Source organism: Aurantiacibacter sp. D1-12 (assembly GCF_028858515.1).
In the GTDB taxonomy this organism is placed as follows: Bacteria; Pseudomonadota; Alphaproteobacteria; order Sphingomonadales; family Sphingomonadaceae; genus Alteraurantiacibacter.
Map to the genome: position 1 here is coordinate 307,686 of NZ_JAPJZJ010000002.1, position 21,154 is coordinate 328,839.

The following is a 21,154-nucleotide window of genomic DNA, read 5'->3' on the forward strand; positions in this document are numbered from 1 at the left end:
GCCGCCCTTCGTCTTGCCAGACGATCTTGTGAAATCAGGCCTCGGCCACTTCGCCTTCTTCAGCCTCGCTGCCATCCTTGCGGCGGCGGCGGAGGAAGACTGCACCTGCACCCGCACCGAACAGCAGCAGCATGCCCGGAGCCGGAACCGGCGTGCCGGTCGTACCCGAAGTGCCACTCGTACCCGAGGTGCCGCTGGTACTGGTTGAACCCGAAGTCGAGCTCGACGTGGAAGTCGAGGTCGAGGTGGACGATGACGTCGAAGTGCTCGATGACGACGATGTCGACGTTGACGTGGACGAAGATGTCGAGGTGCTGACATTACCCGAGCTGGACGATGTCGAAGTCACGCCACCCGTAGTTGTTGTCACGCCACCCGTGGTCGTCGAAACACCGCCTGTCGACGTAGACGTCGTGGTCGAAACGCCGCTGGTCGTCGAACCAGAAGTGGTCGTGCCACTTGTGCTACCGCCAGTCGTTGTCGTGGTCGAGCCGCCCGTGGTCGTCGATCCACCCGTGGTGGTCGTCGTACCGCTGGTCGTGGTTGACGTAGTGTTGCCACCGCTTGTCGTTGTCGAAACACCACCGGTCGTAGTGGTTGAACTGGTTGTGCCCGAACTGGTCGACGTGGTCGAACCGCCCGTGCTGCTGATACCGCCCGTCGTCGTCGTGCCCGATGTGGTCGAGCTGGTTGTGGTCGTTCCCGACGTACCGCTCGTTCCGGACGTGCCACTGGTGCCAGATGTTCCGCTGGTTCCAGACGTACCGCTGGAACCACTGCTGGAGCCACTGGACGAACCGCTCGTGGAGCTGCCCGTGCTGGTGCTGCCGCCAGTGGAACTGCTGGTCGAGGAGGATCCGGAAGACGAGCTCGATCCGCTGGTTGAAGAGGTCACGTTACCCGAGGAAGACGAGGTACTTGTAACACCGCCCGTGGTGCTCGTGACGCCGCCTGTGGTGCTGGTAACGCCACCGGTGGAGGACGAAGTCGTACTGGTAACACCGCCGGTCGAAGACGACGTCGTGCTGGTGATACCACCGGTCGAAGTCGTACTTGAGAAATCACCGGACGAGCTAGTGCTGGTCACCGAGCCCGAAGAGCTACTCACATCGCCGGAGCTGGAGCTACTCACGTCACCCGAACTACTGACATCGCCTGAGGTCGAAGTCGAACCGCCCGAAGTCGAGGTGGAGGTCGAGCCGCCCGAAGTGGAAGTCGAAGAACCTGTCGAGCTGTTGTCGATATCGATGATGATATCGCCGCTCGAACCGCTGGTGCCTTCGCCACTTGTCGTGGTCGTGGTGCTCATGTCGACTACTGCAGTGGCGCTGCCGCCACCACCGCTGCCGCCGAAGAAGCCACCGAAGAAACCACCGCCGAAGCCGCCGCCAAAGCCACCCGAGCCGCCAATCACCACCGGCTGACCGCTGCCGCCACCGCGAACGGGAGCAGACGGAAGCTGCGGGAGAGGCAGTGGCACACCGGCCAGTGCATACTCTTCTTCGCAGCATTCATCAGGACGCTCGATAGTACGGCGCAGTCGGCGCTGGGCACGCGGTTCACGCGGAATCTCGCGGCGCGCCGTCGGCGTACCTTCGGTTTTCACGTCGACAAGTACGGGCTCCCCTGCCTCGTTCTCATCGGACTTGTAACGAACGTGCGAAGTCTGGGGTTCGGCAACGTGCACCGCGCCCCCGCCAATGATCGCCCCGCCAGCTGCGGCGGCGCTCAGTTTCGCAATAGCCATGCGTACAGACATGCGCTGGTCTCTCTCAATTCACCGGAAGTGCCTGCAGCCCCCTCAGTGGTGCCGACGGCCTTTTCCGCTTCGTGCCAGAGAGACTTGTAAATGCCGATCCGGCAATCCCCTTAACCGCGATTCAGCTTGTCAAATCGCAAAAAAGTGGCGGTTTTCTGCGGTGCAGCACCGGGTTGTCCCACAATGGAACCGAAACGGGGCCAAATAAGAACAAGACTTTAACGTCCCGAGGCCGGTCAGGCCTACTTTTCGCTTCCGAACAAACCGCTCTGCGAGCCGGAAGGCGGGGTGATTCCCAAGTGATTCCATCCGCCATCATTCAGACAACGCCCGCGCGCAGTACGCGCGATCAGGCCCAGCTGGATAAGGAACGGTTCGATCACTTCCTCCACCGTATCGCGCGGTTCGGCAAGGCCCGCTGCCAGCGTTTCAACGCCCACGGGGCCGCCTTTGTAAGTCTCTGCAATCATGGTGAGATAGCGCCGGTCCATCGCGTCGAGGCCGAGTGAATCGATCTCCAGCCGGGTCAATGCTTCATCGGCGATATCTGCAGTGACTTCTCCCGCATCCTGCACCTGCGCAAAGTCGCGTACCCGGCGCAGAAGCCTTCCGGCGACACGCGGCGTACCGCGCGAACGGCGGGCAATCTCGCGCGCGCCCGCGTCCGCCATCGCGATATCGAGAAGCCGCGCGCCGCGCCGCACGACTTCGGACAGCTCGCCCTCGGTGTAAAACACCAGCCGCACAGGGATGCCGAAACGATCACGAAGCGGCGTGGTGAGCAGCCCCTGCCGCGTGGTTGCGCCGACCAGAGTAAACGGTGGCAAGTCGATCCGGACAGAGCGCGCGGATGGCCCCTCCCCGATGATGATATCGAGCGCACGGTCCTCCATGGCCGGATAAAGCACTTCCTCGACTACCGGATTGAGCCGATGGATCTCGTCGATGAAAAGCACATCATGCGGCTCAAGATTGGTGAGCAACGCGGCAAGATCACCCGCTTTGGCGATGACCGGACCCGAAGTAGCGCGAAAACCCACGCCCAGCTCCTTGGCGATAATCTGCGCAAGCGTCGTCTTGCCCAGCCCGGGCGGTCCGAAGAACAGCGTATGGTCCATCGCCTCGCCGCGCTTCCTGGCGGCCTCGATAAACACCCGCAGGTTATCCCGCGCAGCCTCCTGCCCGATAAACTCGGTGAGCGACTTGGGCCGCAATGCGGCGTCAGGATCATCCGGCTGGCGATCAGGGGAATGGATGGGTTGGTCAGTCATGCCGAAAGGTCGCCCCATTCGACCGCAGTATGTGCCCTCATGTATTGATCAGAATCTCGAACATCTTGATTTTCAATCATCCAGCGCATGTCGGAAAGCCGTTCCTCGCGCTCTTCAGTGAGCACGCTCCATTTTTGCAGGAAAGCTTCGACTTCATCTGGTGAACTTCGATCAACCTCCCTCCACTCACTTGACGCTTCATCTCCGAGTTTGGTTGGCACCCTTCCTAAACCTAAAGCCGCATTTCCTGCATCTCTTATCGTTAGTCGCACGAAGTCCGAACGAGCTTCACTAAGGGCCACCTCATCGATGCCAATCTCAATCAGTGCGGCTTCTACTCGCTTCACACTTTGAAATATCCAATCATCACCAGAAGCGAAGCGCCCAGTATTCACACTTGCTGAATTAGCAGCCCTCGCTTGCACAACCGCCAACTGTTTCAAATTCTGCAACAGCTCCTCAGACTCCGATAGATTCCGTTCAATTTTCGCTCGCAAAGGCCCAAAGGAGAACTCTACCAAGGATTCAAGTTTCCCTGAGATTGCCAGCAGAATGACCGCGGAAACGAACATGATCGACGCGGCTATGTTGAACCAAGCGAGCGTTGTGACTGTGATCACAAAGATCACTCTGAATGTCCAAGTTCCAAACCGTTTCAAAGTCATCAAAACGGGTTCACCGTATAGCCACGCTGTTGCAGCAAGGCATGCGCTGTCATCGCCGACAACGCCATTTCCACACCGGGGATCAGGTCTTCGCGGGTTACGCCTTGGGCGGCGGCGCTTTGGCCGCAGACGATGAAGCGGACGCCTTTGTCCAGCATCTCGCGCACCATGTCGCCGCTGGGATTGGGCCCTTCCTCACCCTCTCGCGCCATAAGTGCTTCGTCATGCAACAGATCGAGAACCGCACCGCCATGCACCACCACCGCAGTATCGATCCGCGAGCGGTCGACGCCATTGGCGGCGTGCATGTTGATGAAGCGCGCGGCGCTTTCAAACCCACGATTGCGGCGCTCGGGCGAGCGTTGCACCACATCGAAGCTGTGGCGGAACGCGGTCGGCAAGGGGAAAGTCGCAATGCCCTCCACCGGCGCATGCGGCCCGAAGTCCTCGAATACCGGGCCGGTGGCAAAGCCCTCGGGCAAGTCCTGCGCGGTGGCGGGGATGGCAAAGGCGAGAACCGCAAGTGCAATCAGGTAACGCATCATCTTGTCTCCTATCCTGAAGCCTTCTTGAGTGCCACGCGGATCAAGTCTCCCTCGCTGGCGCCCTCGCCAAGTTCATCTTGTGCTCGCGCCACTGCCTGAGCCGCCACGGCAGGCTTGAAGCCGAGGTTCTGCAGTGCGCTCACGGCATCGGCGCTTGCTCCCCCGGCGGGCGAGACCGCAGCCGCACCGCCAACGCCTCCGCCGCCCGGCAATGCCCCTGCCTTATCCTTCAGCTCGTTGACGATCCGCCCGGCCAGCTTCGGGCCGACACCGTTAGCGCGCGCCACCGTCGCTGCATGCTGCGCCGCGCAGGCATCGCGCAGTTCGCCGGTCGAGAGCGCGGAGAGGATCGCGAGTGCCACCTTGGACCCTACGCCCTGCACCTGTGTCAGCAAGCGGAACCAATCGCGCTCACTGCTTTCGGCAAAACCGAGCAAGCGCATGTCGTTCTCGCTCACCTGCAGGTCGGTGTGGACGGTGCAGGCTTCCCCCACTTCGCCCAATGCAGCGAGCGTCTTGGTCGAGCAGTGGACGAGGTAGCCCACGCCCTGCACATCGACGATGGCCCAGTCCTCGCCGGTTTCGTCGAGCCTTCCTGAGAGCTTTGCAATCATGTTTTGTTCCTGCCCCACTCCAAGCTGTTGGTCCAGCCCTGCCGTGCGCTTGTCCGCGATTTGCGAGCACCGATTCCCAACAGGGGTGTGACAGGTGTGACAGTGTTCTGGAGAGAAAAAGCGGATGCGTCTGAAATCCGCAGAATTCTGCGGTTCGGCGGCGCAAAAGGGATCGTGACGGTGGCCATGCCCCATCCATGCAACACGAGCTTCGCTGTAGGAAAGTTTCGATACGCTCGACAGGGCCTCAAATGTCGTCTTAGAGAACACCCCATGAGCTGGAACACATTCGGACGCGTCTTTCGCTTTACCACCTGGGGGGAAAGCCACGGGCCTGCATTGGGCGTGGTGGTGGACGGGTGCCCGCCGGGCATCGCGCTCTCCGAAGCCGACATCCAGCCCTTCCTCGATGCGCGCAAACCCGGGCAGAGCCGCTTCACCACCCAGCGGCGCGAGACGGATGAGGTGCGCATCCTGTCAGGCGTGTTCGAAGGAAAGACCACCGGAACGCCGATCAGCCTGATGATCGAGAACACCGACCAGCGCAGCAAGGATTATTCCGAAGTCGCCAAGGCATACCGCCCCGGCCATGCGGACTACACTTACGACGCGAAATACGGTTTCCGCGACTATCGAGGAGGTGGCCGGTCGAGCGCGCGGGAAACGGCGGCGCGCGTTGCCGCAGGAGCGATTGCGCGGCTCGTCATCCCCGAGGTCACCATCACAGGCTGGACCGAAGCCGTGGGCCCGCACGCGATGGACTACGCCAATTTCGACGCCGATCAAATCCGCGCCAACCCGTTCTTCTGCCCTGATGCCAAAGCGGCGGAGGCGTGGGAAGGCGTGATCGACGCGACGCGCAAGGCCGGCTCGTCACTCGGCGCAACCGTCGCCTGCGAGGCCAAGGGCGTTCCCGCCGGATGGGGTGCGCCGGTCTACGCCAAGCTCGACAGCGAAATCGCCGCCGCGATGATGACGATCAACGCCACCAAGGGCGTCGAAATCGGCGATGGCTTCGCCGCCGCGCGCGTTTCAGGCGAAGAGAATGCCGATGCCATGCGCCCCGGCACCGATGGCGAAGTGGCGTTTGCGGCAAACCATTCAGGCGGCACGGCGGGCGGCATCTCGACCGGCCAACCCGTCACCTGCCGCGTGGCCTTCAAGCCGACCAGCTCCATCCTGACTCCGGTTGAGACGATCACGCGTGAAGGCGAAGCGACCGAAATTCAGACCAAAGGCCGCCACGACCCATGTGTGGGCATCCGCGGCGTGCCTGTTGTGGAAGCGATGATGGCGCTGGTGCTAGCCGACCAGAAACTGCTGCACCGTGCTCAAGTAGCGAAGCGGTAGCGCGACAAGAAGGCGCGCAGGTAGGCTAGCCGGTAGCGCAGAAGCGAAGCGTTACTCCGTTTCAGGCCGCGGTTGGCTATAGTCCACCGTGTGATCGCAGCTGCCGTCGTCTTCGCAGTCGTTGATACCGTCGCCATCGGCGTCCCACGTCGGGTGCATGCCTGCTGTCTCGCCTTCGAAATACTGGCAATAGGTCGCGCCGTATTGCGCCGGTTCCAGGCCAGCTGCCTCAGCTTCTTCGTTGCTGGCATAACGATTGCCGTTTTCGTCGCAGATATCGAGCGTTTCTTCGAGGACAACATCCTCTGTCGGCTCGACTGGTTCAACCTCCGGCGCCTCTGCCGCTTGCTCACAACCTGCCAGGGCAAGGGCAGCAACAGGCAATACAAACGCATGAAATAATTTCGTCATTCAGTCTTCTCTCTTGAATTGGTGCCTCAATCAATCGCTTCGGGATAGAACAGTGCGCGCAGCCTGAAGCGGCGGTTGTAGAGGCGGTTGCCATCCTGGTCGTGCACGCGCACGAGGTAGACGTGCTGCGCCGCCAGTGCGGCCTCTCCAAAACCCTGTCCGCGCGGGCTCTCGCTCATCAGCCGGCAATCGCGCACCCGATCATCGGGCAGAACCTCGCAGTTGAGGACTGCAAGGCCGCGTGTTCCGGTGGCGAGTGCCTGTTCGGGATAATATTCGCGAAGCCAGCTCATCCGCATTCCCGGGGCCCAGCTAACCCGCAGATTGGCTGGGGGAAGGGCCTGCTGCCCGCCTGCACCGTTGCCCCCGGGCCCTCCATTTCCGGCCCCATCTCCATCAGCGGACGATGATGCCATGCCTTCGCCAACCACGCGGGAGGGTGCCATCGGCACCAATTCGGTCGAGGCGACCTCCATATCGGTCACCACCAGGCGCATCGGCGTGACAAACACGGGTGATGCCGGCGCCGGAGGGGGCGGATCGCTCGGTTCGGCAACCCTGTCCGGAACAATGACAGCCGCCTGGGGTGGTGCGACAGTAGGCGGCGGAACTTCAACAAGTTCCAGTGGCGGATCTGTGGGCACGCGCTCATCAGATGAAACGCCAAGGCCAGCCATGATAAACAGCAGCAAGGCAGTCGCCAGAAGAAGCGCAGCGCCAAACATACGCAGATGCGGGCGCTCGTCACGAAGCACAAAGTATTGCGGATAGGTTGGATGAACCTTCGCCATTGCAGTGGTTTAGCAGGTTTTTCCGCCCGAGTCATATCTGCAATGGAACATGCCTAGGGCGGCATCGTTTGCAAGATAGGAGAATGCGCGCAGAAGCGGCTGGACGAGCCCAGAAAACGCCTCGTCGACAAAACACCAAAATCGATCATTGATTGCCAACTAATCGATTGGACTAATTATGCGCCAAAGCCCATTCCCACCCCATCCTGCGGCCACTCGGCTGCGATTCGTTTAGAGAGGACTTCAAGTTATGGACGCTAAGACTGGTTCAATTTCGGGTGGCTGCCCGTTCAGCGGCAACGGCGGCACGCGCGATCTGCTCGGCCGCACAAACCGTGACTGGTGGCCCGATGCCCTGCAGCTCGACATTCTGACCCAGCAAGGCAAGTCGGCCGACCCGATGGATGAAGACTTCGACTATGCAGAAGCGTTCAACACCATCGACTATGCTGCGCTGAAAGCAGACCTGACCGCGCTGATGACCGACAGTCAGGACTGGTGGCCAGCGGACTATGGCCACTACGGCCCGTTCTTCATCCGCATGGCATGGCACGCTGCAGGCACCTATCGCACCGGCGATGGACGCGGTGGTGCCTCCAGCGGTCAGCAGCGATTTGCACCGCTCAACTCCTGGCCCGATAACGGCAACCTGGACAAGGCACGTCGCCTGCTGTGGCCGATCAAGCAGAAGTACGGCAAGAACATCAGCTGGGCTGACCTGTTCATCCTGACCGGTAACGTCGCCATCGAAAGCATGGGCGGCCCGGTGTTTGGTTTTGGCGGCGGGCGTGCAGACGTCTTCGAACCGGAAACCGTGTACTGGGGCACCGAAGAACAGTGGGTCGATACCGGCGCTGAAACACGCATCATTCCTGACGAAGGCAAGGCGCTCGAAAACCCGCTCGCGGCGATCCAGATGGGTCTGATCTACGTCAATCCGGAAGGCCCGGGCGGCAATCCCGATCCGCTGCTTTCGGCACGTGACATGCGCGAAACCTTCAGCCGTATGGCGATGAATGACGAAGAAACCGTTGCTCTGACCGCCGGTGGTCATGCCTTCGGCAAGGCTCACGGTGCTGCTCCGGCAGACAGCTTTGGCGGCGCTCCGGAAGGTGAGCACCTGGCCCTGCAGGGCTTCGGCTGGCTGACCGACGAGGAAGAGATTGCCGCTGGCAATATCACGACCTCGGGCATTGAAGGTTCATGGTCGAACAACCCGACTTCGTGGAGCCACGACTATTTCCGCCTGCTATTCAAGTATGACTATGAGCTGACGGAAAGCCCCGCTGGCGCAAAGATGTGGACCCCGGTCAATCCAGAAGAAGCCGACATGGCACCTGACGCACGTGACCCGAACAAGAAGGTCCCGACCATCATGACCACCGCCGACATGGCGCTGAAAATGGATCCGGAATACCGCAAGATTTCGGAGCGCTTTCTGGAGAATCCTGAGCAGCTGGATGACGCATTCGCCCGCGCATGGTTCAAACTGTGCCACCGCGATATGGGTCCGAAGGCCTGCTACATGGGCCCGGAAGTCCCGGCAGAAGACCTGATCTGGCAGGATCCGGTGCCGGCTGGCTCGACGCCTTCCGATGCAGACGTTTCGGCGTTCAAGTCTGCCGTGCTCGATAGCGGCCTGACGGTCAGCGAGCTGGTGAAGGCAGCATGGGCTTCGGCCTCGACCTTCCGCAATTCGGACCGTCGTGGCGGCGCCAACGGTGCCCGCGTGCGCCTCGCTCCGCAGAACGGCTGGGCGGCGAACGATCCGGAAGAGCTGGGTAAGGTCCTCGCCAAACTGGACGAGCTGCGCGGTTCGCTCTCGATGGCCGATGCCATCGTGCTGGCGGGTGCGGCTGCGGTTGAAAAGGCAGCCAAGGATGGCGGCTTTGACGTGAGCGTCGATGTCACCACCGGTCGCGGCGATGCGAGCGAAGAGCAGACCGATGCCGAAAGCTTCGAGCCGCTCGAACCGTTCGCTGACGGTTTCCGCAACTACCTGCGGACCAAGGCAAGCGTGAAGACCGAGGACATGCTGGTGGACAAGGCCCACCTGCTCGGCCTGTCCATCCCCGAGATGGCCGCACTGGTCGGCGGGATGCGTGTTCTGGGTGCCAACACCGGCAACACCAAGCACGGCGTCTTCACCGACAATGTAGGCACGCTCAGCAACGACTTCTTCGTGAACCTGCTCGGCATGGGTACGAAGTGGACAGTAGTCGACGAAAGCGGTGACGAGGAATTCGTCGGCAGCGATCGTACTTCGGGTGCCGAGAAGTATCGCGCCACACGCACCGATCTGGTGTTCGGCTCGAACTCGCAGCTGCGCGCGATCTCTGAAGTGTTTGCGGAAAACGGCGGCGAGCAGAAGTTCGTTGAAACCTTTATCCGTGCTTGGACGAAGGTCATGGATGCAGACAGATTTGACATCGCCAACGCAAAGTATAACGGCTGACGTCATCGTCAGTTAAACTGACAAAAACCCGGAGAGCTTGCCCCCCAAGTTTTCTTCGGGTCGCTGGAAGGCCCCCGGCAGTTCGCTGTCGGGGGCCTTTTTCTACCACCGCCGGGAAGTGACACCGAAAATGGATCGCGAAGTTTCACCTAGCCGCAACCAACGCCTTTGCGCTGCGCTGATCGCCCTTATCGCCCTTGGCAGCATTACCTTGCAATTCACGCTCAGGACGATGGACGGCCAAGAGTGGTCGGAAGCGAGCTGGGGAATGGCGCAATACTTCACCATACTCACCAACCTGCTGGTCGGTCTTAGTTTTGCGCTAATCGCATCGGGCCGCAAGCTTGGCACTGCATACCTGTTGGCGCTTACCTCAGCCATTCTCGGCGTTGGACTGGTCTATCACATCGCGTTGGCACACCTGAACAATCCGGTCGGCTTGGGCATCTGGGCAGATCACGGCGTACATACTGCCGCGCCGGCTCTGACAATGATATGGTTCCTTGCCTTCACCCCTGAAGATGAGCTCGATTGGCGACATGTGCCATTGGCGATGGTATGGCCCGTAGCCTACACCGCCTATGCTTTGCCCCGCGGAATGTGGGAAGGAACCTATCCCTACTTCTTCCTCGATGCGAACGAGCTGGGCATTGTCGAGATTATCGTCAACCTGATCGGGTTGTCGCTGTTCTTCATCTCGCTGGCAGCCTTTTTGGTCTTTGCAGTGCGGCTGCGCGGCGGCCGACTGTCGCCGGGCTAAAACCAGCCCGCATCCTTCAGCGGCGTTACGTTCGCGCGACTGACCGGCGCCTCTACACCGTTATCGAGCACAAGGCGCACATTGCGACCCTCTCGTTTTACGTCGGCCACGGCAGCGCGTGCGACCCACCAGCTGCGGTGGACCTGCTCGCCTTCCAGCCCGTCCAGTTCGGCCACCGCATCGCGCATGCGCATCAGCACAAGCTCGCTGCCGAGCGCGGTGTGCGCGCGGACATAGTGGTCTTCCATTTCCAGCGCGATCAGCTGGGTGCCCAGTTCAGGCGGCAGGCGATCGAGGAATGGCATGGCGGAACGTTGGGGCTCCACAACAGGCGGAGTTGGTGTCGAAGTGGCCCTCGCTACGGCGGCTTCTCTTTCTGCCAAGACACGCGGGCGCTGGATTAGGGTATTCACTAGAGTGATCAAGCCACCAATCATCACGACATAGAAATAGTGCGTCATTGCGAACTCAAGACCCGGCCATTTCCAGAACTCCGGATCACGCACGAGGACAAAGACCGCCACCGACATCGGTATCGAAGATACCAGCACGCCGACAATACGCAGGGACCAGGGCGGCAATTGCAGGCTCGGCGCAAGGCGTGTCGCTAAGGTGTCTATCGGCGCATAGAGAGCATAGCCGAGCCATGCAAAGCCAAGCCATACGACAAGCCGTAGCGGCAGCGGATCATTGAAACTGCCCATCGGGCCGATCAGCGCGAGCACAACGCCAATCACAGTCATCACCCCCAGGTCGGTGAGAATTCGCGCGGCGAGCGGTTTGGGTTGGGCAGCGTCCATCACACATGAAACTAACGCCCGTTCGCGCTTCGTAAAGTGGCAATCAGGCGTAAATCCGCGCTTTTCACGAAGGCAAGCACCAGCACGCGCATGACTCATTGCACGCGAACGGGCATGCGGCAGACAGGCTCTCACGACATCCAGAGGGGAGACCTTTCATGACCGGCACTACCGCAAATCCGCTGCAATATCTCAACCCGTATCACCGTCCCGCCGGTGCACTTGACCTCAATCCGCTAATCAAGGGCCTGGTGATTGTTTCCGGCACGCTGATGACGGCCATCTGCCTGATCGCCATTTCCCGCGCGGCACTCGGTCTTTCAGGCGACCTGCCGCATCTGCGTCACTTTGTGATCATGTTCCATGTGACTACGGTACTGCCCTGTGTGCCGCTCGGCCTCTACTTACTGCTCGCCCCAAAGGGCACAGCGATGCACAAGCAGCTGGGCAAATTGTGGGTGACGCTGATGGTGGTGACCGCAATCAGCACGGTTTTCATCCGCCCGAACATGGAGCTGACCTGGATCCATATCTTCGTGCCGCTGACGCTGCGCGCGTCCTACCTGATTATCGCGAAGGCACGCCGCGGCGATATCAAGGAACACCGCAACGAAATCGTCGGCCTCTATCTCGGCGCGCTGATGATCCCCGGCGTCTGGGCTTTCGCCATCGAAGGCCGTCTGATGAACGCCATGCTGTTTGGCTGGCAGGGGTATTAAAGCGCTAACGCCGCCGCTTGAGCACGATGTAGAGCGCACCTTCGCCCCCGTGGCGGCGGTGCGCTTTTCGTATCGCGGCGATGTCTGACGAATGCTGACCGGCGGCAAGCCAGTCGAGGATCTTCGCCCGGATTGCGCCTCGCCGTTCCCCCCGGTCTGCCGCATCGACCGGGCGCGGTTTTCCGGTGACGACCAGCACCAGCCGCGCATTCATTGCCTTGGCCTGTGTCAACCCGGCATCAAGCCGCCGGTAGGCCTGATCAAGATTGTGGCCGTGCAGGTCGAGCGTGAAATCGGGCTGCGTCTGCTCGCGCGACAAGCGTCGCTCCCAGTGGGAATCGAGACCCTGCGGCGCCCTAGTGGCGATCGGCTGCGACGGAGACACAATGCGCGATACTTGCCGAACGGCTCCGGGTGTTGTTTGGCGCGTGGGCTTGATCACTTCGGCGGGCCTGCCACCGGCGATAGCTTTGGGTTGCGCGACCCGCTTGGGATGCAAAGGCTTCACCGTTCCTGCCACCTTCGCCCATAGCGCTGCCTCTTCGGGCGTCAGACCACGCGGTGTGTCGGTCATCGGGAAAGGCGTTGCGCGGCGCTGCGGGGCAGGAGAATCATGGCGCTACCGCGACCGCTCATACCTCCGGCGATCTCGCGCGCCTCTTCGCCTGCCCCCCAGAAGGTGTCGAAGCGGTTAGGTCCGCGAATGGCGCCGCCCGTGTCCTGCGCGATCCAGATGCCGTCTGCTACGTCGCGGTCCAGATCGAGCAGTACGGGCGCGCCATAAGGCACGAACTTGGGATCAACCGCCACAGCCAGACGCGGGCGGACGGGCACGCCGATCGAGCCAATTGGCCCCTCTCCTGTCAGCTCACGGAAAAAGACCCAGCTTTCGTTGAGCCGCATCAGGTCAGCCCCGTCGCGCGGATTCTCACGGATATATTGCATGATACCCTGCATGGAAGCGGGATATTGCCCGGGACCATCGCCCAGCAGGCCACGCTCCCGCATCACTCCGCCGATGCCGGTGTAGGCATGGCCGTTCTGCCCGGCATAGCCGATCCGCATAACGTCTCCGGTGCGCGGATCGCGAATGCGGCCCGAGCCCTGGATTTGCAGGAAGAAGAATTCCACCGGGTCTGCGGCATAGGCGAGCACGTCGGCACTGCCATCCAGTGCGCCCTGCTCGATCTCGGCTCGGGTATAGTGCGGGACGCAGCGCCCATCCGGCATCCGCCGGCTCAGCGGCGCGCGGCCCGTCCGCTCGCTTTCGGGCATATCATCGCGCCAGCATCGTTCGAGATCGCGGGGCACGGCATAGACGGGCACGTCGCTGGCGGAGCGGCGCGTGCGGCTACCGAGGATCTCGGGTTCGAAATAGCCTGTCGCAAAGGCCTCACCATTGCCCACGCGTACCGCCCTGAAATGGGTGAGGAAATAGTCCGTGATGTCATCGCGCGGCCAGGTTGATGCGGCGTTGCATACAACTTCCCAATCGCTTGTCCGCGTCAGGCCGGACACATCCTCGCGCGATGTAGCAACCGGGCATGACAGGCGGAAAGCATCGAAGGCGGCGAGCAACCGGGCATTGCCGAAGTCTCTTAGCGGCGGCGACGAAAGGTCGACCGCCCCCATCTCGGCAGCCGTTGCGCCCACAGGAGGCGGATGATCAATCGTCGACCCTTCGGGAATGAGCCGCGCACAGGCGGACAGCATTCCCAATGCAAATAACGGAAGAACAAGGCGGCGTAATTTTCTCACGCCGTGTGGCTATCAGCCTGCGTCGGTCTCGTCGAGCAGCCAGTTGGGGTCATCGCTGCGCGTATCGCGCATAAAGGTCCACACATCGCGGCTTTCGATTGCATCATCGAGCGAACCGGCGATGACGTTGCCATCCTTGTCGCGCGTGACGCTGGCGATATCGGCCACGAAACGCACCGCAATACGCGCGGTCTTGCCATCAAGCACGGCAGAATGGATCGTCGTATCCTCGATCCGGATCAGACGATTGTCGAGCGTCAGCCCGTTGGCTTCGCGATCATCGATGGCCGCTACGAAACTGCTGTAGACATCATCGTCACACAGCTGCTGCAGCTCTTCCTTGTCGCCGCGCCAGAAAGCGTCGAGCACGACTTCGTAAGCGCCTTTCGCGCCTTCCATGAAGGGCAGGAGCTGAAACTGGCGGTCCGCCGCAGAAATATCGCGCAGACCCGATTCAATCGCTGGTGAGAATGTGGCGAGCGGGCGATCCTGCCGCGGTGCTTCTGCAGCTGGCGCAGGCTGTTGCTGCTGAGCCTCTGCGTCTGCCTCTTGCTGCGCACGCTCCAACCGGGTGGCAATCATCTCTTCTTCATGCTCGGCCTTATTGCCCAGCACGGAATACAACCGCATCCCGAGGAATGCGGCGATCATGGCGAGGATGACGATTTCCCAAATCACGAATAAATTTCCTAACTTCCCCTGCGAAAAACACGCGTCGCAGGACCGCAACCTTTGTGAACCAGATAGGTGGCAATAGCAAATAGACAACTGCGACTTAAGCCTTGCTGAAGCACGGGGGGACAATTTCCCTGCCCCCTTCGTAAGCGGCGTTGAATACTCGCCCCAAGGGTGATAGGCGCGCAGCCGCAATTTCAAGCGGTGCGCGCACCCATGCCGCACCTCAACCAGATAGAGTGAAAGAACAAGATCATGGCCGATGAAGGCGACGTGCTGAAGAACCTGGACGACAACAATGCTGCCCCTGTCGGAAACGGCGCGGACAACCAGCCTGTGGCAGGCATTGTCTCGCAGTATGTGAAGGATCTCTCGGTCGAAAACCCGAAGGCTCCGGAAAGCTTCCAGTGGCGCGACAAGCCGGAAATGGACGTGCAGTTCAATATCGGCGGCAAGAAGGTGAATGACGAGCTGACCGAAGTCGAGCTGAAGATCACCGCCACCAGCAAGACCGCGCAGGGCACCGCCTACATCGTAGATCTTGCCTATTGCGGCCTGGTTGGCATGCGCAACATGCCCGAAGAACAGCAACATGCCTTCATGTATGCAGAGGCTCCGCGCATCCTGTTCCCCTTCGCCCGCCGGGTGATTTCGGACGCTGTGCGCGATGCCGGTTTCACTCCGCTGATGCTCGATCCGATCGATTTCAACGGCCTCTACGTCCAGCAGCTACAGGCACAGCGTGCCGGTGAAGCTGCGGGTGGCGCAGCACCTGCCGCAGGTAATGCACCGGGCGGTGAAGGCTAAGCGGCCTTACCACGGGGGCGGCTGAACGATGAGCCTGCTCAAGAATGTCGGGACAATCGGCTCGCTGACCATGGTCAGCCGGGTGGCCGGCATGGTGCGCGAGATGATCTTCAGCCGCGTCCTCGGCGCGAATGAAGTCACCGACGCCTGGTTCCAGGCGCTCATCATTCCGAACGTGTTTCGCCGCCTGTTTGCCGAGGGCGCATTTTCGGCCGCCTTCGTGCCGATGTTCTCCAAGCGTCTGCATTCCGGAGAAGGCGGCGCGCAGGATATGGAGGCGGCGCGCACATTCTCGCAGGATGTGATCAGCGTTTTCGTACCCGTCCTGATTGCGCTGACAGCGATATTCGAGATCGCCATGCCGGGCGTGATCTGGCTGCTGGCAGACAAGCCTGTCAACCCGGCAAGCTTCGACTATTCGGTCGACTTCGCGCGGATCATGTTTCCGTACATCTTCCTTGTCAGCATTGTGACGCTGCTGACAGGCATGCTCAATTCGGTAAGCCGCTTCGGGCCCGGAGCGAGCTTCCCCATCATCCTCAACCTCGTGCTGATTGGCACGCTGCTCTATGTCGAGACCACCGGTTCGGGGGTGGAGGCGATGGGCTATATAGTCGCCTGGGCCGTGCCTGCGGCGGGTGTGCTGCAGCTCGCGTGGCTTATCTACTGGGCGCACAAGGAGGGTTTCCGGCCGCGCTGGATCACTCGCCCCCGTCTGACACCGGAAGTGAAGCGCCTCGGCATCATCGCCTTGCCTGCCGCAATTGGCGGCGGCGCATATCAGATCAATACGCTGCTGCAGGTCTATTTCCTCAATCAGCTGGACGGCAGCAACGTGAGCTGGATGAACTACGCCGACCGGCTGAACCAGCTTCCGCTCGGCATAATCGGCATTGCCCTCTCGACCGCGATCCTGCCGAGCCTGTCACGTTTCATCGGTGCGAATGACACCAATGGCGCCGCGCGCATCCAGTCCAACGCGATCGAGCTGGGCATGTTGCTGACGATCCCCGCTGCAATTGCCCTGGCGATTTGCGCAGTGCCTTTCATCACGATCATTTTCGAGGGTGGACGCTTCACAGCCGAAGACGCAGCCATGTCCGGCGGCATTCTTGCAGTGCTGGTCATGGGGCTACCCGCATATGTGCTGGTGAAAGTACTTGTGCCGAGCTTCTACGCACGGTCGGACACGCGAACGCCCGTCTATGCTGCCTTTGCAGCGCTGGCGGTATTCATCGGGTTCAACCTGGCCTTCCTCCAGCGCTTTGGTGTGGAAGGAGTCGCGGCGGCTTCAGCTATTGGTGCCTGGCTTAACGCTGGCATCCTTTACGCCGTGCTTCGCCTGCGCGGATACTACCGTGCCGACTGGCCCCTGATCGGCCGGATCGCGCGCCAGTTGATTGCCGCTGCGGCGATGGGTGCCGCGCTCTATTACATGCAAGGATATCTAGCCGACTATTACTCCGCTGGCCTCTTCGCGCGGCTCGTGGCAGTAGGCGCACTCGTCGGCTGTGCCGCTCTCGTCTACTTTACCGTCGCCTTCGTGATCGGCGCGGTCAGACGGGAGCAGCTGAAAGCATTCACCAGGAAGAGAGAACCCGAAGCATCATGATCGTCGTTTCCGGCATCCAGCCCACCGGCAAGCCGCATCTGGGCAATTACCTCGGCGCCATCCGCAACTACGTGAAGTTGCAGGACGAGGCGCATGCGAACGGCGGCCAGTGCCTTATCTTCCTTGCCGATCTGCACGCGCTCTCGATGCCGCACGATCCGGCTGATCTTCACGCCAGCACGCTGGAAATGGTCGCCACGCTTGTCGCCTGTGGGCTCGATCCGGCCAAGTGTGTGCTGTTCAACCAGGCTCAGGTTCCGCAGCACGCAGAGCTGCAATGGCTGCTGACCGGCACCGCGCGCATGGGTTGGCTCAACCGCATGACGCAGTGGAAGGACAAGGCGGGCAAGAACCGAGAGGGCCAGTCGGTCGCTCTGTTCACCTATCCGGTGCTGCAGGCCGCTGACGTGCTGATCTATCAGGCAACGCACGTGCCCGTGGGTGAAGACCAGAAGCAGCATCTTGAGCTGGCGCGCGACATAGCGCAGAAGTTCAACAACGATTTCGCCAACGAAGACGCACCCGTGTTTACCCTGCCCGAGCCCTACATTCCGGAAGAGGCCGCGCGCATCATGTCCCTGCGCGATGGGTCGCGGAAGATGAGCAAGTCCGAACCTTCGGACATGAGCCGCATCAACCTGACGGATGATGCCGATACGATGGCGCAGAAGATCAAGAAGGCGAAGACCGATCCCGAACCGCTGCCCAGCGAAGTCGCGGGCCTCGCCGAACGCCCGGAAGCGCTGAACCTCGTCAGCATCTATGCTGCTCTCGCGGAGACTACACCCGATGCGGTGCTGGCAGAGTTCGGCGGTGAGGGCTTTGGCAAGTTCAAACCTGCGATGGCTGATCTGTGCGTGGCGAAGCTCGGCCCGATCCGCGATCGCTTTGTAGAGCTGAAGGAAGATCGCGAAGCGCTCGACGCCATTCTGGCGCGCGGTGCCTTGCAAGCGCGCGAACTGGCCACACCAACACTCGATTCGGCCTACCAAGCGCTTGGTCTGGTGCGCGGACGCCCGGCCTAAGTCGCTCTGTGCTTTAGAAGACTTTACATAATACGGTTCAAGCGGGGTTCAGCACGCCCTTGCTAAAGCACGTTTCATCGTCAAGATTACTGCGTGCCGGGGACAGGCCGCATTGACCGATTCCCCGCGCGCTATGATTGAAAGGTTAGCTATGGCTCGCACCTCATCCCTTACGCGCGGTTTCAAGCTCGCGACTATTCCGGCGCTCGCGCTGATGGTTGCGGCCTGCGCCACGCCCTTCCGCGCGGACGTATCACGCTTTGAAAGCCAGCTTCCTGCACCGCAGGGGCAGAGCTTCTTCGTGGTCGCTGATGATCCTGCACTCGCAGGCGGTCTCGAGTTCGCTCTCTATGCGGACCAAGTAGAGGAAGAGATGGCGCAGCTCGGCTACGCGCAGGCAGCTTCTGCCGAGGACGCGAGCCTGCTGGTTCGTTTCGATTACGGCGTGGACAATGGCCGCGAGCGTGTCCGCTCCACCGGTTTCGGTCGCGATCCGTTTTTTAGCCCATGGCGTAGTTACGGTCGCCGAGTCTTCTACCGCGACCGCCGCGGGCGCACCCGCGTGGCCTATGTCCCGACGCGCCGCTGGGGCTATGGCTGGCATGACCCGTTCTTCGGCGGCCGCGATGTCGTAAGCTACACGGTATTCACAAGCGGCATCGATCTGAAGATTGATAACAACGCTACGGGTGAGCGCCTGTTCGAAGGCCAGGCACAGGCCCTCTCGCGCTCGAACAACCTGCAATACCTCGTGCCGAACCTGGTCGAAGCGATGTTCACCGACTTCCCGGGCAATTCGGGCGAGACGGTGCGCATCTCGATAGCGCCGGAAGATCGCGACTGATCGCAGGATCAATTAGGATAATGAAAAGGGCCTCCATCGCGGGGCCCTTTTTCTTTGCCGACTCTAAAGCTTCCCGTGCCCGCCAGTCGAACCGAAGCCGCCTTCACCGCGGGCGGTGTCGCTGAGTTCGTCAACTTCTTCCCACGCCGCCAGCGTAACCGGAGCCAGCACCAGCTGCGCGATGCGGTCTCCGCGTTCGATGGCGAAATCGTCTTCGCCGTGGTTGATCAGGATCACCTTCAGCTCGCCGCGATAGTCTGAATCGATGGTGCCCGGTGTGTTGGGCAAAGTAATGCCGTGCTTGAGCGCGAGGCCGGAGCGCGGGCGGACCTGCACTTCGTATCCATCGGGAATGGCAATCGCGAAGCCGGTGGCGACGGCATAGCGCTGGCCGGGGCGGAGCGTCAGGCTTTCGGCGGCAACGACATCCATACCGGCAGCGCCCAGCGTTGCGTAAACGGGGAAATCGAGGCCGTGGCCGTGTGGCAGGCGCTTGATCTGCACCGGAACTTTATCAGGCATCCTCAGTCAGTCTCTCGGCAATCTGGGTGACGAGCTTCATCGCTACGTCCTGCTTGGTCATTTCATCCCAGTGCTCGACCTTGTTCTCGCGCACAAGGTGGATCTGGTTGTCATCCCCGCCCATCACATCTTCTGAGACATCATTGGCGACGATCCAGTCCACACCCTTGCTCTTGCGCTTCTTGCGCGCGTTATCGACGACATCGTTGGTTTCAGCCGCAAAGCCGATCAGCAGCTCTGGCCGGTCGGTGCTGGCCGCAACGCCCGCCAAGATGTCAGGGTTTTCGGCAAGGATCAGTGCAGGCGGGGCAGAACCGCGTTTCTTGATTTTCTTGTCGATGTAGTCACGCGGTTTCCAGTCGGCGACTGCAGCCACCATGATCGCGACATCGGCGGGAAGCGCCTTCTTCACTGCATCCTGCATTTCCTGCGCGCTGCCGACATCAATCCGGTCAACGCCCAGCGGCGTGCGCAGATTGACCGGGCCGGAAACGAGTGTGACCTTGGCCCCTGCGGCAGCAGCAGCAGCGGCAATGGCATAACCCTGCTTGCCGCTCGAACGGTTGGCGAGATAGCGCACCGGATCAATCGGCTCATGCGTCGGGCCTGCGGTAACCAGAACGTGCTTGCCGTAGAGCGGACGCTTTTTGGGATCGTCATCAAAGGCTGGCTGGCCTTCGAGCGGATCGAATTCATCATGCGCCGGGCCAAGCCCGCTTTCGGACGGAGCATCGACAGGGTTGGACGGTGCCCTGGCCATCGGCGCAACCGGTGCAGCAGCATCCTCGCCTTCAAACGGCTGCGGAGCGCTTTGCTTGGCGTTGACCTCGTGATTGATCGCCTCGCGGTCGGTCGGCGGAGCCGCGCTCGCCTTGCCCTTCTTGGCGAAGAGATGTTCGGCGCCGGTCATATCGGGTTCGGGCAGCTCGGGTCCCGGAACCACGCCATCGGGCAGCTCCATATCGGCGAACTCTTCGTCGTCGAACTCGTCCTGCTCTTTCGCGGCAGCGCGCGGAATGATCGAGGACAGCAGACCGCCAAGGCCCATGCCTCCGCCGCCATCGCCCTCTTCTTCGTCGCCCAGCTCTTCATCGTTGCGGCGCGCCAGATAGGCGGCGATGTTACTGCTGGCAGCAGCCGCATCGAGCCCCAGCGCATCGGCAATTTCGAGGAACACGGCTTCGGGTTCAGGCAAGCGGCCGGGTCCGAATTCGCCGCAGGCCATGCTGCCCATGTCGGGCTCCATCACCTTCACACCGCTATCGCGCAGTGTCTGCACGTTGCGCACGGTCGCTTCATGCTGCCACATCTTCACATTCATCGCCGGCACGGTCATCACCGGCGTATTCGTGGCGAGCAGCATGGTCGTGGCAAGATCATCGGCAATGCCCGCGGCCATCTTGGCAAGCAGGTCTGCCGTGGCGGGGCATACGACAACAAGGTCAGCCTCCCGCGACAACTGGATGTGGCCGATCTCGGCCTCGTTTTTCAGGTCCCACAGTGTGGTAAAAACCTGATTGCCCGAAAGCGCAGCAAGCGACATCGGGGTGACGAATTGCGCCCCGCCCTCTGTCAGCACGCAGGACACATCGGCCCCGCCTTTCTTGATCAGGCGGACCAGTTCACAGCTCTTGTAAGCGGCAATGCCGCCACCCACGACAAGCAGGATGCGGGGATTGGTCGAGATGTCCTGTTCTCCGTCCTTGTTGATGCGCTGCTGGAGCACGGTTCTCACCCGTTATGTAGTCCAAGCGAGCGCCATCGCAAATCT

22 protein-coding genes are annotated in these 21,154 nt (G+C 61.2%); 9 read left to right on the forward strand and 13 right to left on the reverse strand.

Annotation, left to right across the window (positions count from 1 at the left end):
- Positions 1–34: 34 nt before the first annotated feature.
- On the reverse strand, positions 35–133 hold the full coding sequence (locus OOZ52_RS05620) for a PEP-CTERM sorting domain-containing protein (RefSeq protein WP_274697523.1): 99 nt from the start codon (positions 131–133) through the stop codon (positions 35–37).
- Between OOZ52_RS05620 and OOZ52_RS05625 the strand changes: the two genes are divergently transcribed.
- The gene (locus tag OOZ52_RS05625; protein WP_274697524.1) at positions 132–1,424 is read left to right on the forward strand and encodes a hypothetical protein; all 1,293 of its coding nucleotides are present in this window, start codon (positions 132–134) and stop codon (positions 1,422–1,424) included. The two genes, OOZ52_RS05620 and OOZ52_RS05625, sit on opposite strands and share 2 nt — an antisense overlap.
- 577 nt (positions 1,425–2,001) lie before the next feature.
- On the opposite strand, the gene ruvB is transcribed toward OOZ52_RS05625, so the two are convergent.
- The 4 genes from ruvB to ruvA are packed head-to-tail and all read right to left on the reverse strand — an operon-like array spanning position 2,002 to position 4,854.
- Positions 2,002–3,030: a Holliday junction branch migration DNA helicase RuvB gene (gene ruvB, locus OOZ52_RS05630; protein WP_274697525.1), complete on the reverse strand. Its 1,029-nt coding sequence runs from the start codon at positions 3,028–3,030 to the stop codon at positions 2,002–2,004.
- Entirely contained in the window at positions 3,027–3,698 is a 672-nt protein-coding gene (locus OOZ52_RS05635; RefSeq protein WP_274697526.1) for a hypothetical protein, read from the reverse strand. The genes ruvB and OOZ52_RS05635 overlap by 4 nt, the downstream gene beginning before the upstream one ends.
- Positions 3,695–4,240, reverse strand: a complete 546-nt coding sequence (locus tag OOZ52_RS05640) for a DsrE family protein (protein ID WP_342454935.1) — start codon at positions 4,238–4,240, stop codon at positions 3,695–3,697. Before OOZ52_RS05640 ends, OOZ52_RS05635 begins: the two co-directional genes overlap by 4 nt.
- Positions 4,241–4,248: 8 nt before the next feature.
- Positions 4,249–4,854 (reverse strand): Holliday junction branch migration protein RuvA, encoded by a 606-nt coding sequence (gene ruvA, locus OOZ52_RS05645; RefSeq protein WP_274697527.1) that lies wholly within the window; start codon positions 4,852–4,854, stop codon positions 4,249–4,251.
- 273 nt (positions 4,855–5,127) lie between these two features.
- Here ruvA and aroC point away from each other — a divergent pair, with 273 nt between their 5' ends.
- Positions 5,128–6,204, forward strand: coding sequence for a chorismate synthase (gene aroC / locus OOZ52_RS05650; protein ID WP_274697528.1), 1,077 nt, complete (start codon positions 5,128–5,130; stop codon positions 6,202–6,204).
- Between the two features lie 51 nt (positions 6,205–6,255).
- Here the strand turns inward: aroC and OOZ52_RS05655 are convergent, their stop codons facing one another.
- Together OOZ52_RS05655 and OOZ52_RS05660 are read right to left on the reverse strand one after the other, a co-directional pair.
- Positions 6,256–6,615, reverse strand: a complete 360-nt coding sequence (locus OOZ52_RS05655; protein WP_274697529.1) for a hypothetical protein — start codon at positions 6,613–6,615, stop codon at positions 6,256–6,258.
- A 26-nt stretch (positions 6,616–6,641) separates the two neighbouring features.
- A complete protein-coding gene (locus tag OOZ52_RS05660; RefSeq protein WP_274697530.1) occupies positions 6,642–7,406 on the reverse strand; it encodes a hypothetical protein in 765 nt (254 codons plus the stop codon).
- Positions 7,407–7,656: 250 nt separating this feature from the next.
- Between OOZ52_RS05660 and katG the strand changes: the two genes are divergently transcribed.
- Entirely contained in the window at positions 7,657–9,861 is a 2,205-nt protein-coding gene (gene katG, locus OOZ52_RS05665) for a catalase/peroxidase HPI (protein WP_274697531.1), read from the forward strand.
- Between the two features lie 130 nt (positions 9,862–9,991).
- Positions 9,992–10,621: a Pr6Pr family membrane protein gene (locus OOZ52_RS05670; RefSeq protein WP_274697532.1), complete on the forward strand. Its 630-nt coding sequence runs from the start codon at positions 9,992–9,994 to the stop codon at positions 10,619–10,621.
- On the opposite strand, the gene OOZ52_RS05675 is transcribed toward OOZ52_RS05670, so the two are convergent.
- Positions 10,618–11,421, reverse strand: a complete 804-nt coding sequence (locus OOZ52_RS05675; RefSeq protein WP_274697533.1) for a LytTR family DNA-binding domain-containing protein — start codon at positions 11,419–11,421, stop codon at positions 10,618–10,620. The genes OOZ52_RS05670 and OOZ52_RS05675 overlap by 4 nt on opposite strands.
- A gap of 158 nt (positions 11,422–11,579) precedes the next feature.
- Here OOZ52_RS05675 and OOZ52_RS05680 point away from each other — a divergent pair, with 158 nt between their 5' ends.
- Complete coding sequence (locus tag OOZ52_RS05680) at positions 11,580–12,140, forward strand: DUF2306 domain-containing protein (RefSeq protein ID WP_274697534.1); 561 nt, start codon at positions 11,580–11,582, stop codon at positions 12,138–12,140.
- A gap of 4 nt (positions 12,141–12,144) precedes the next feature.
- Here OOZ52_RS05680 and OOZ52_RS05685 read toward each other — a convergent pair whose 3' ends face one another.
- Genes OOZ52_RS05685 through OOZ52_RS05695 form a run of 3 tightly spaced genes read right to left on the reverse strand, consistent with a single transcriptional unit; the run spans position 12,145 to position 14,576 of the window.
- Complete coding sequence (locus OOZ52_RS05685; RefSeq protein WP_274697535.1) at positions 12,145–12,714, reverse strand: Smr/MutS family protein; 570 nt, start codon at positions 12,712–12,714, stop codon at positions 12,145–12,147.
- Positions 12,711–13,853 (reverse strand): murein transglycosylase A, encoded by a 1,143-nt coding sequence (gene mltA, locus OOZ52_RS05690; protein ID WP_274697536.1) that lies wholly within the window; start codon positions 13,851–13,853, stop codon positions 12,711–12,713. The genes OOZ52_RS05685 and mltA overlap by 4 nt, the downstream gene beginning before the upstream one ends.
- 57 nt (positions 13,854–13,910) lie before the next feature.
- Positions 13,911–14,576: a Tim44/TimA family putative adaptor protein gene (locus OOZ52_RS05695; protein WP_274697537.1), complete on the reverse strand. Its 666-nt coding sequence runs from the start codon at positions 14,574–14,576 to the stop codon at positions 13,911–13,913.
- Between the two features lie 252 nt (positions 14,577–14,828).
- Here OOZ52_RS05695 and secB point away from each other — a divergent pair, with 252 nt between their 5' ends.
- From secB to OOZ52_RS05715, 4 genes are all read left to right on the forward strand, one after another.
- Positions 14,829–15,380: a protein-export chaperone SecB gene (secB, locus tag OOZ52_RS05700; protein ID WP_274697538.1), complete on the forward strand. Its 552-nt coding sequence runs from the start codon at positions 14,829–14,831 to the stop codon at positions 15,378–15,380.
- A 28-nt stretch (positions 15,381–15,408) separates the two neighbouring features.
- The gene (gene murJ / locus OOZ52_RS05705) at positions 15,409–16,992 is read left to right on the forward strand and encodes a murein biosynthesis integral membrane protein MurJ (protein ID WP_274697539.1); all 1,584 of its coding nucleotides are present in this window, start codon (positions 15,409–15,411) and stop codon (positions 16,990–16,992) included.
- A complete protein-coding gene (gene trpS / locus OOZ52_RS05710; RefSeq protein WP_274697540.1) occupies positions 16,989–18,017 on the forward strand; it encodes a tryptophan--tRNA ligase in 1,029 nt (342 codons plus the stop codon). Before murJ ends, trpS begins: the two co-directional genes overlap by 4 nt.
- 151 nt (positions 18,018–18,168) lie before the next feature.
- Positions 18,169–18,861, forward strand: coding sequence for a DUF4136 domain-containing protein (locus OOZ52_RS05715; protein WP_274697541.1), 693 nt, complete (start codon positions 18,169–18,171; stop codon positions 18,859–18,861).
- Between the two features lie 63 nt (positions 18,862–18,924).
- On the opposite strand, the gene dut is transcribed toward OOZ52_RS05715, so the two are convergent.
- Together dut and OOZ52_RS05725 are read right to left on the reverse strand one after the other, a co-directional pair.
- Positions 18,925–19,383, reverse strand: a complete 459-nt coding sequence (gene dut / locus OOZ52_RS05720; RefSeq protein ID WP_274697542.1) for a dUTP diphosphatase — start codon at positions 19,381–19,383, stop codon at positions 18,925–18,927.
- Positions 19,376–21,109 carry a bifunctional phosphopantothenoylcysteine decarboxylase/phosphopantothenate synthase gene (locus OOZ52_RS05725; RefSeq protein ID WP_274697783.1) on the reverse strand — a complete coding sequence of 578 codons (1,734 nt, stop codon included), beginning with the start codon at positions 21,107–21,109 and terminating at the stop codon, positions 19,376–19,378. The genes dut and OOZ52_RS05725 overlap by 8 nt, the downstream gene beginning before the upstream one ends.
- Positions 21,110–21,154: the final 45 nt, after the last annotated feature.

Bases quoted from the DNA above. Each gene is read 5' to 3' on its own strand.
- OOZ52_RS05625 (WP_274697524.1), top strand. From the start codon at position 132: ATGCCCGGAGCCGGAACCGGCGTGCCGGTCGTACCCGAAGTGCCACTC.
- OOZ52_RS05620 (WP_274697523.1), bottom strand. From the start codon at position 133: ATGCTGCTGCTGTTCGGTGCGGGTGCAGGTGCAGTCTTCCTCCGCCGC.
- ruvB (WP_274697525.1), bottom strand. From the start codon at position 3,030: ATGACTGACCAACCCATCCATTCCCCTGATCGCCAGCCGGATGATCCT.
- OOZ52_RS05640 (WP_342454935.1), bottom strand. From the start codon at position 4,240: ATGATGCGTTACCTGATTGCACTTGCGGTTCTCGCCTTTGCCATCCCC.
- ruvA (WP_274697527.1), bottom strand. From the start codon at position 4,854: ATGATTGCAAAGCTCTCAGGAAGGCTCGACGAAACCGGCGAGGACTGG.
- aroC (WP_274697528.1), top strand. From the start codon at position 5,128: ATGAGCTGGAACACATTCGGACGCGTCTTTCGCTTTACCACCTGGGGG.
- OOZ52_RS05655 (WP_274697529.1), bottom strand. From the start codon at position 6,615: ATGACGAAATTATTTCATGCGTTTGTATTGCCTGTTGCTGCCCTTGCC.
- OOZ52_RS05660 (WP_274697530.1), bottom strand. From the start codon at position 7,406: ATGGCGAAGGTTCATCCAACCTATCCGCAATACTTTGTGCTTCGTGAC.
- katG (WP_274697531.1), top strand. From the start codon at position 7,657: ATGGACGCTAAGACTGGTTCAATTTCGGGTGGCTGCCCGTTCAGCGGC.
- OOZ52_RS05670 (WP_274697532.1), top strand. From the start codon at position 9,992: ATGGATCGCGAAGTTTCACCTAGCCGCAACCAACGCCTTTGCGCTGCG.
- OOZ52_RS05675 (WP_274697533.1), bottom strand. From the start codon at position 11,421: ATGGACGCTGCCCAACCCAAACCGCTCGCCGCGCGAATTCTCACCGAC.
- OOZ52_RS05680 (WP_274697534.1), top strand. From the start codon at position 11,580: ATGACCGGCACTACCGCAAATCCGCTGCAATATCTCAACCCGTATCAC.
- OOZ52_RS05685 (WP_274697535.1), bottom strand. From the start codon at position 12,714: ATGACCGACACACCGCGTGGTCTGACGCCCGAAGAGGCAGCGCTATGG.
- mltA (WP_274697536.1), bottom strand. From the start codon at position 13,853: ATGCTGTCCGCCTGTGCGCGGCTCATTCCCGAAGGGTCGACGATTGAT.
- secB (WP_274697538.1), top strand. From the start codon at position 14,829: ATGGCCGATGAAGGCGACGTGCTGAAGAACCTGGACGACAACAATGCT.
- murJ (WP_274697539.1), top strand. From the start codon at position 15,409: ATGAGCCTGCTCAAGAATGTCGGGACAATCGGCTCGCTGACCATGGTC.
- trpS (WP_274697540.1), top strand. From the start codon at position 16,989: ATGATCGTCGTTTCCGGCATCCAGCCCACCGGCAAGCCGCATCTGGGC.
- OOZ52_RS05715 (WP_274697541.1), top strand. From the start codon at position 18,169: ATGGCTCGCACCTCATCCCTTACGCGCGGTTTCAAGCTCGCGACTATT.
- dut (WP_274697542.1), bottom strand. From the start codon at position 19,383: ATGCCTGATAAAGTTCCGGTGCAGATCAAGCGCCTGCCACACGGCCAC.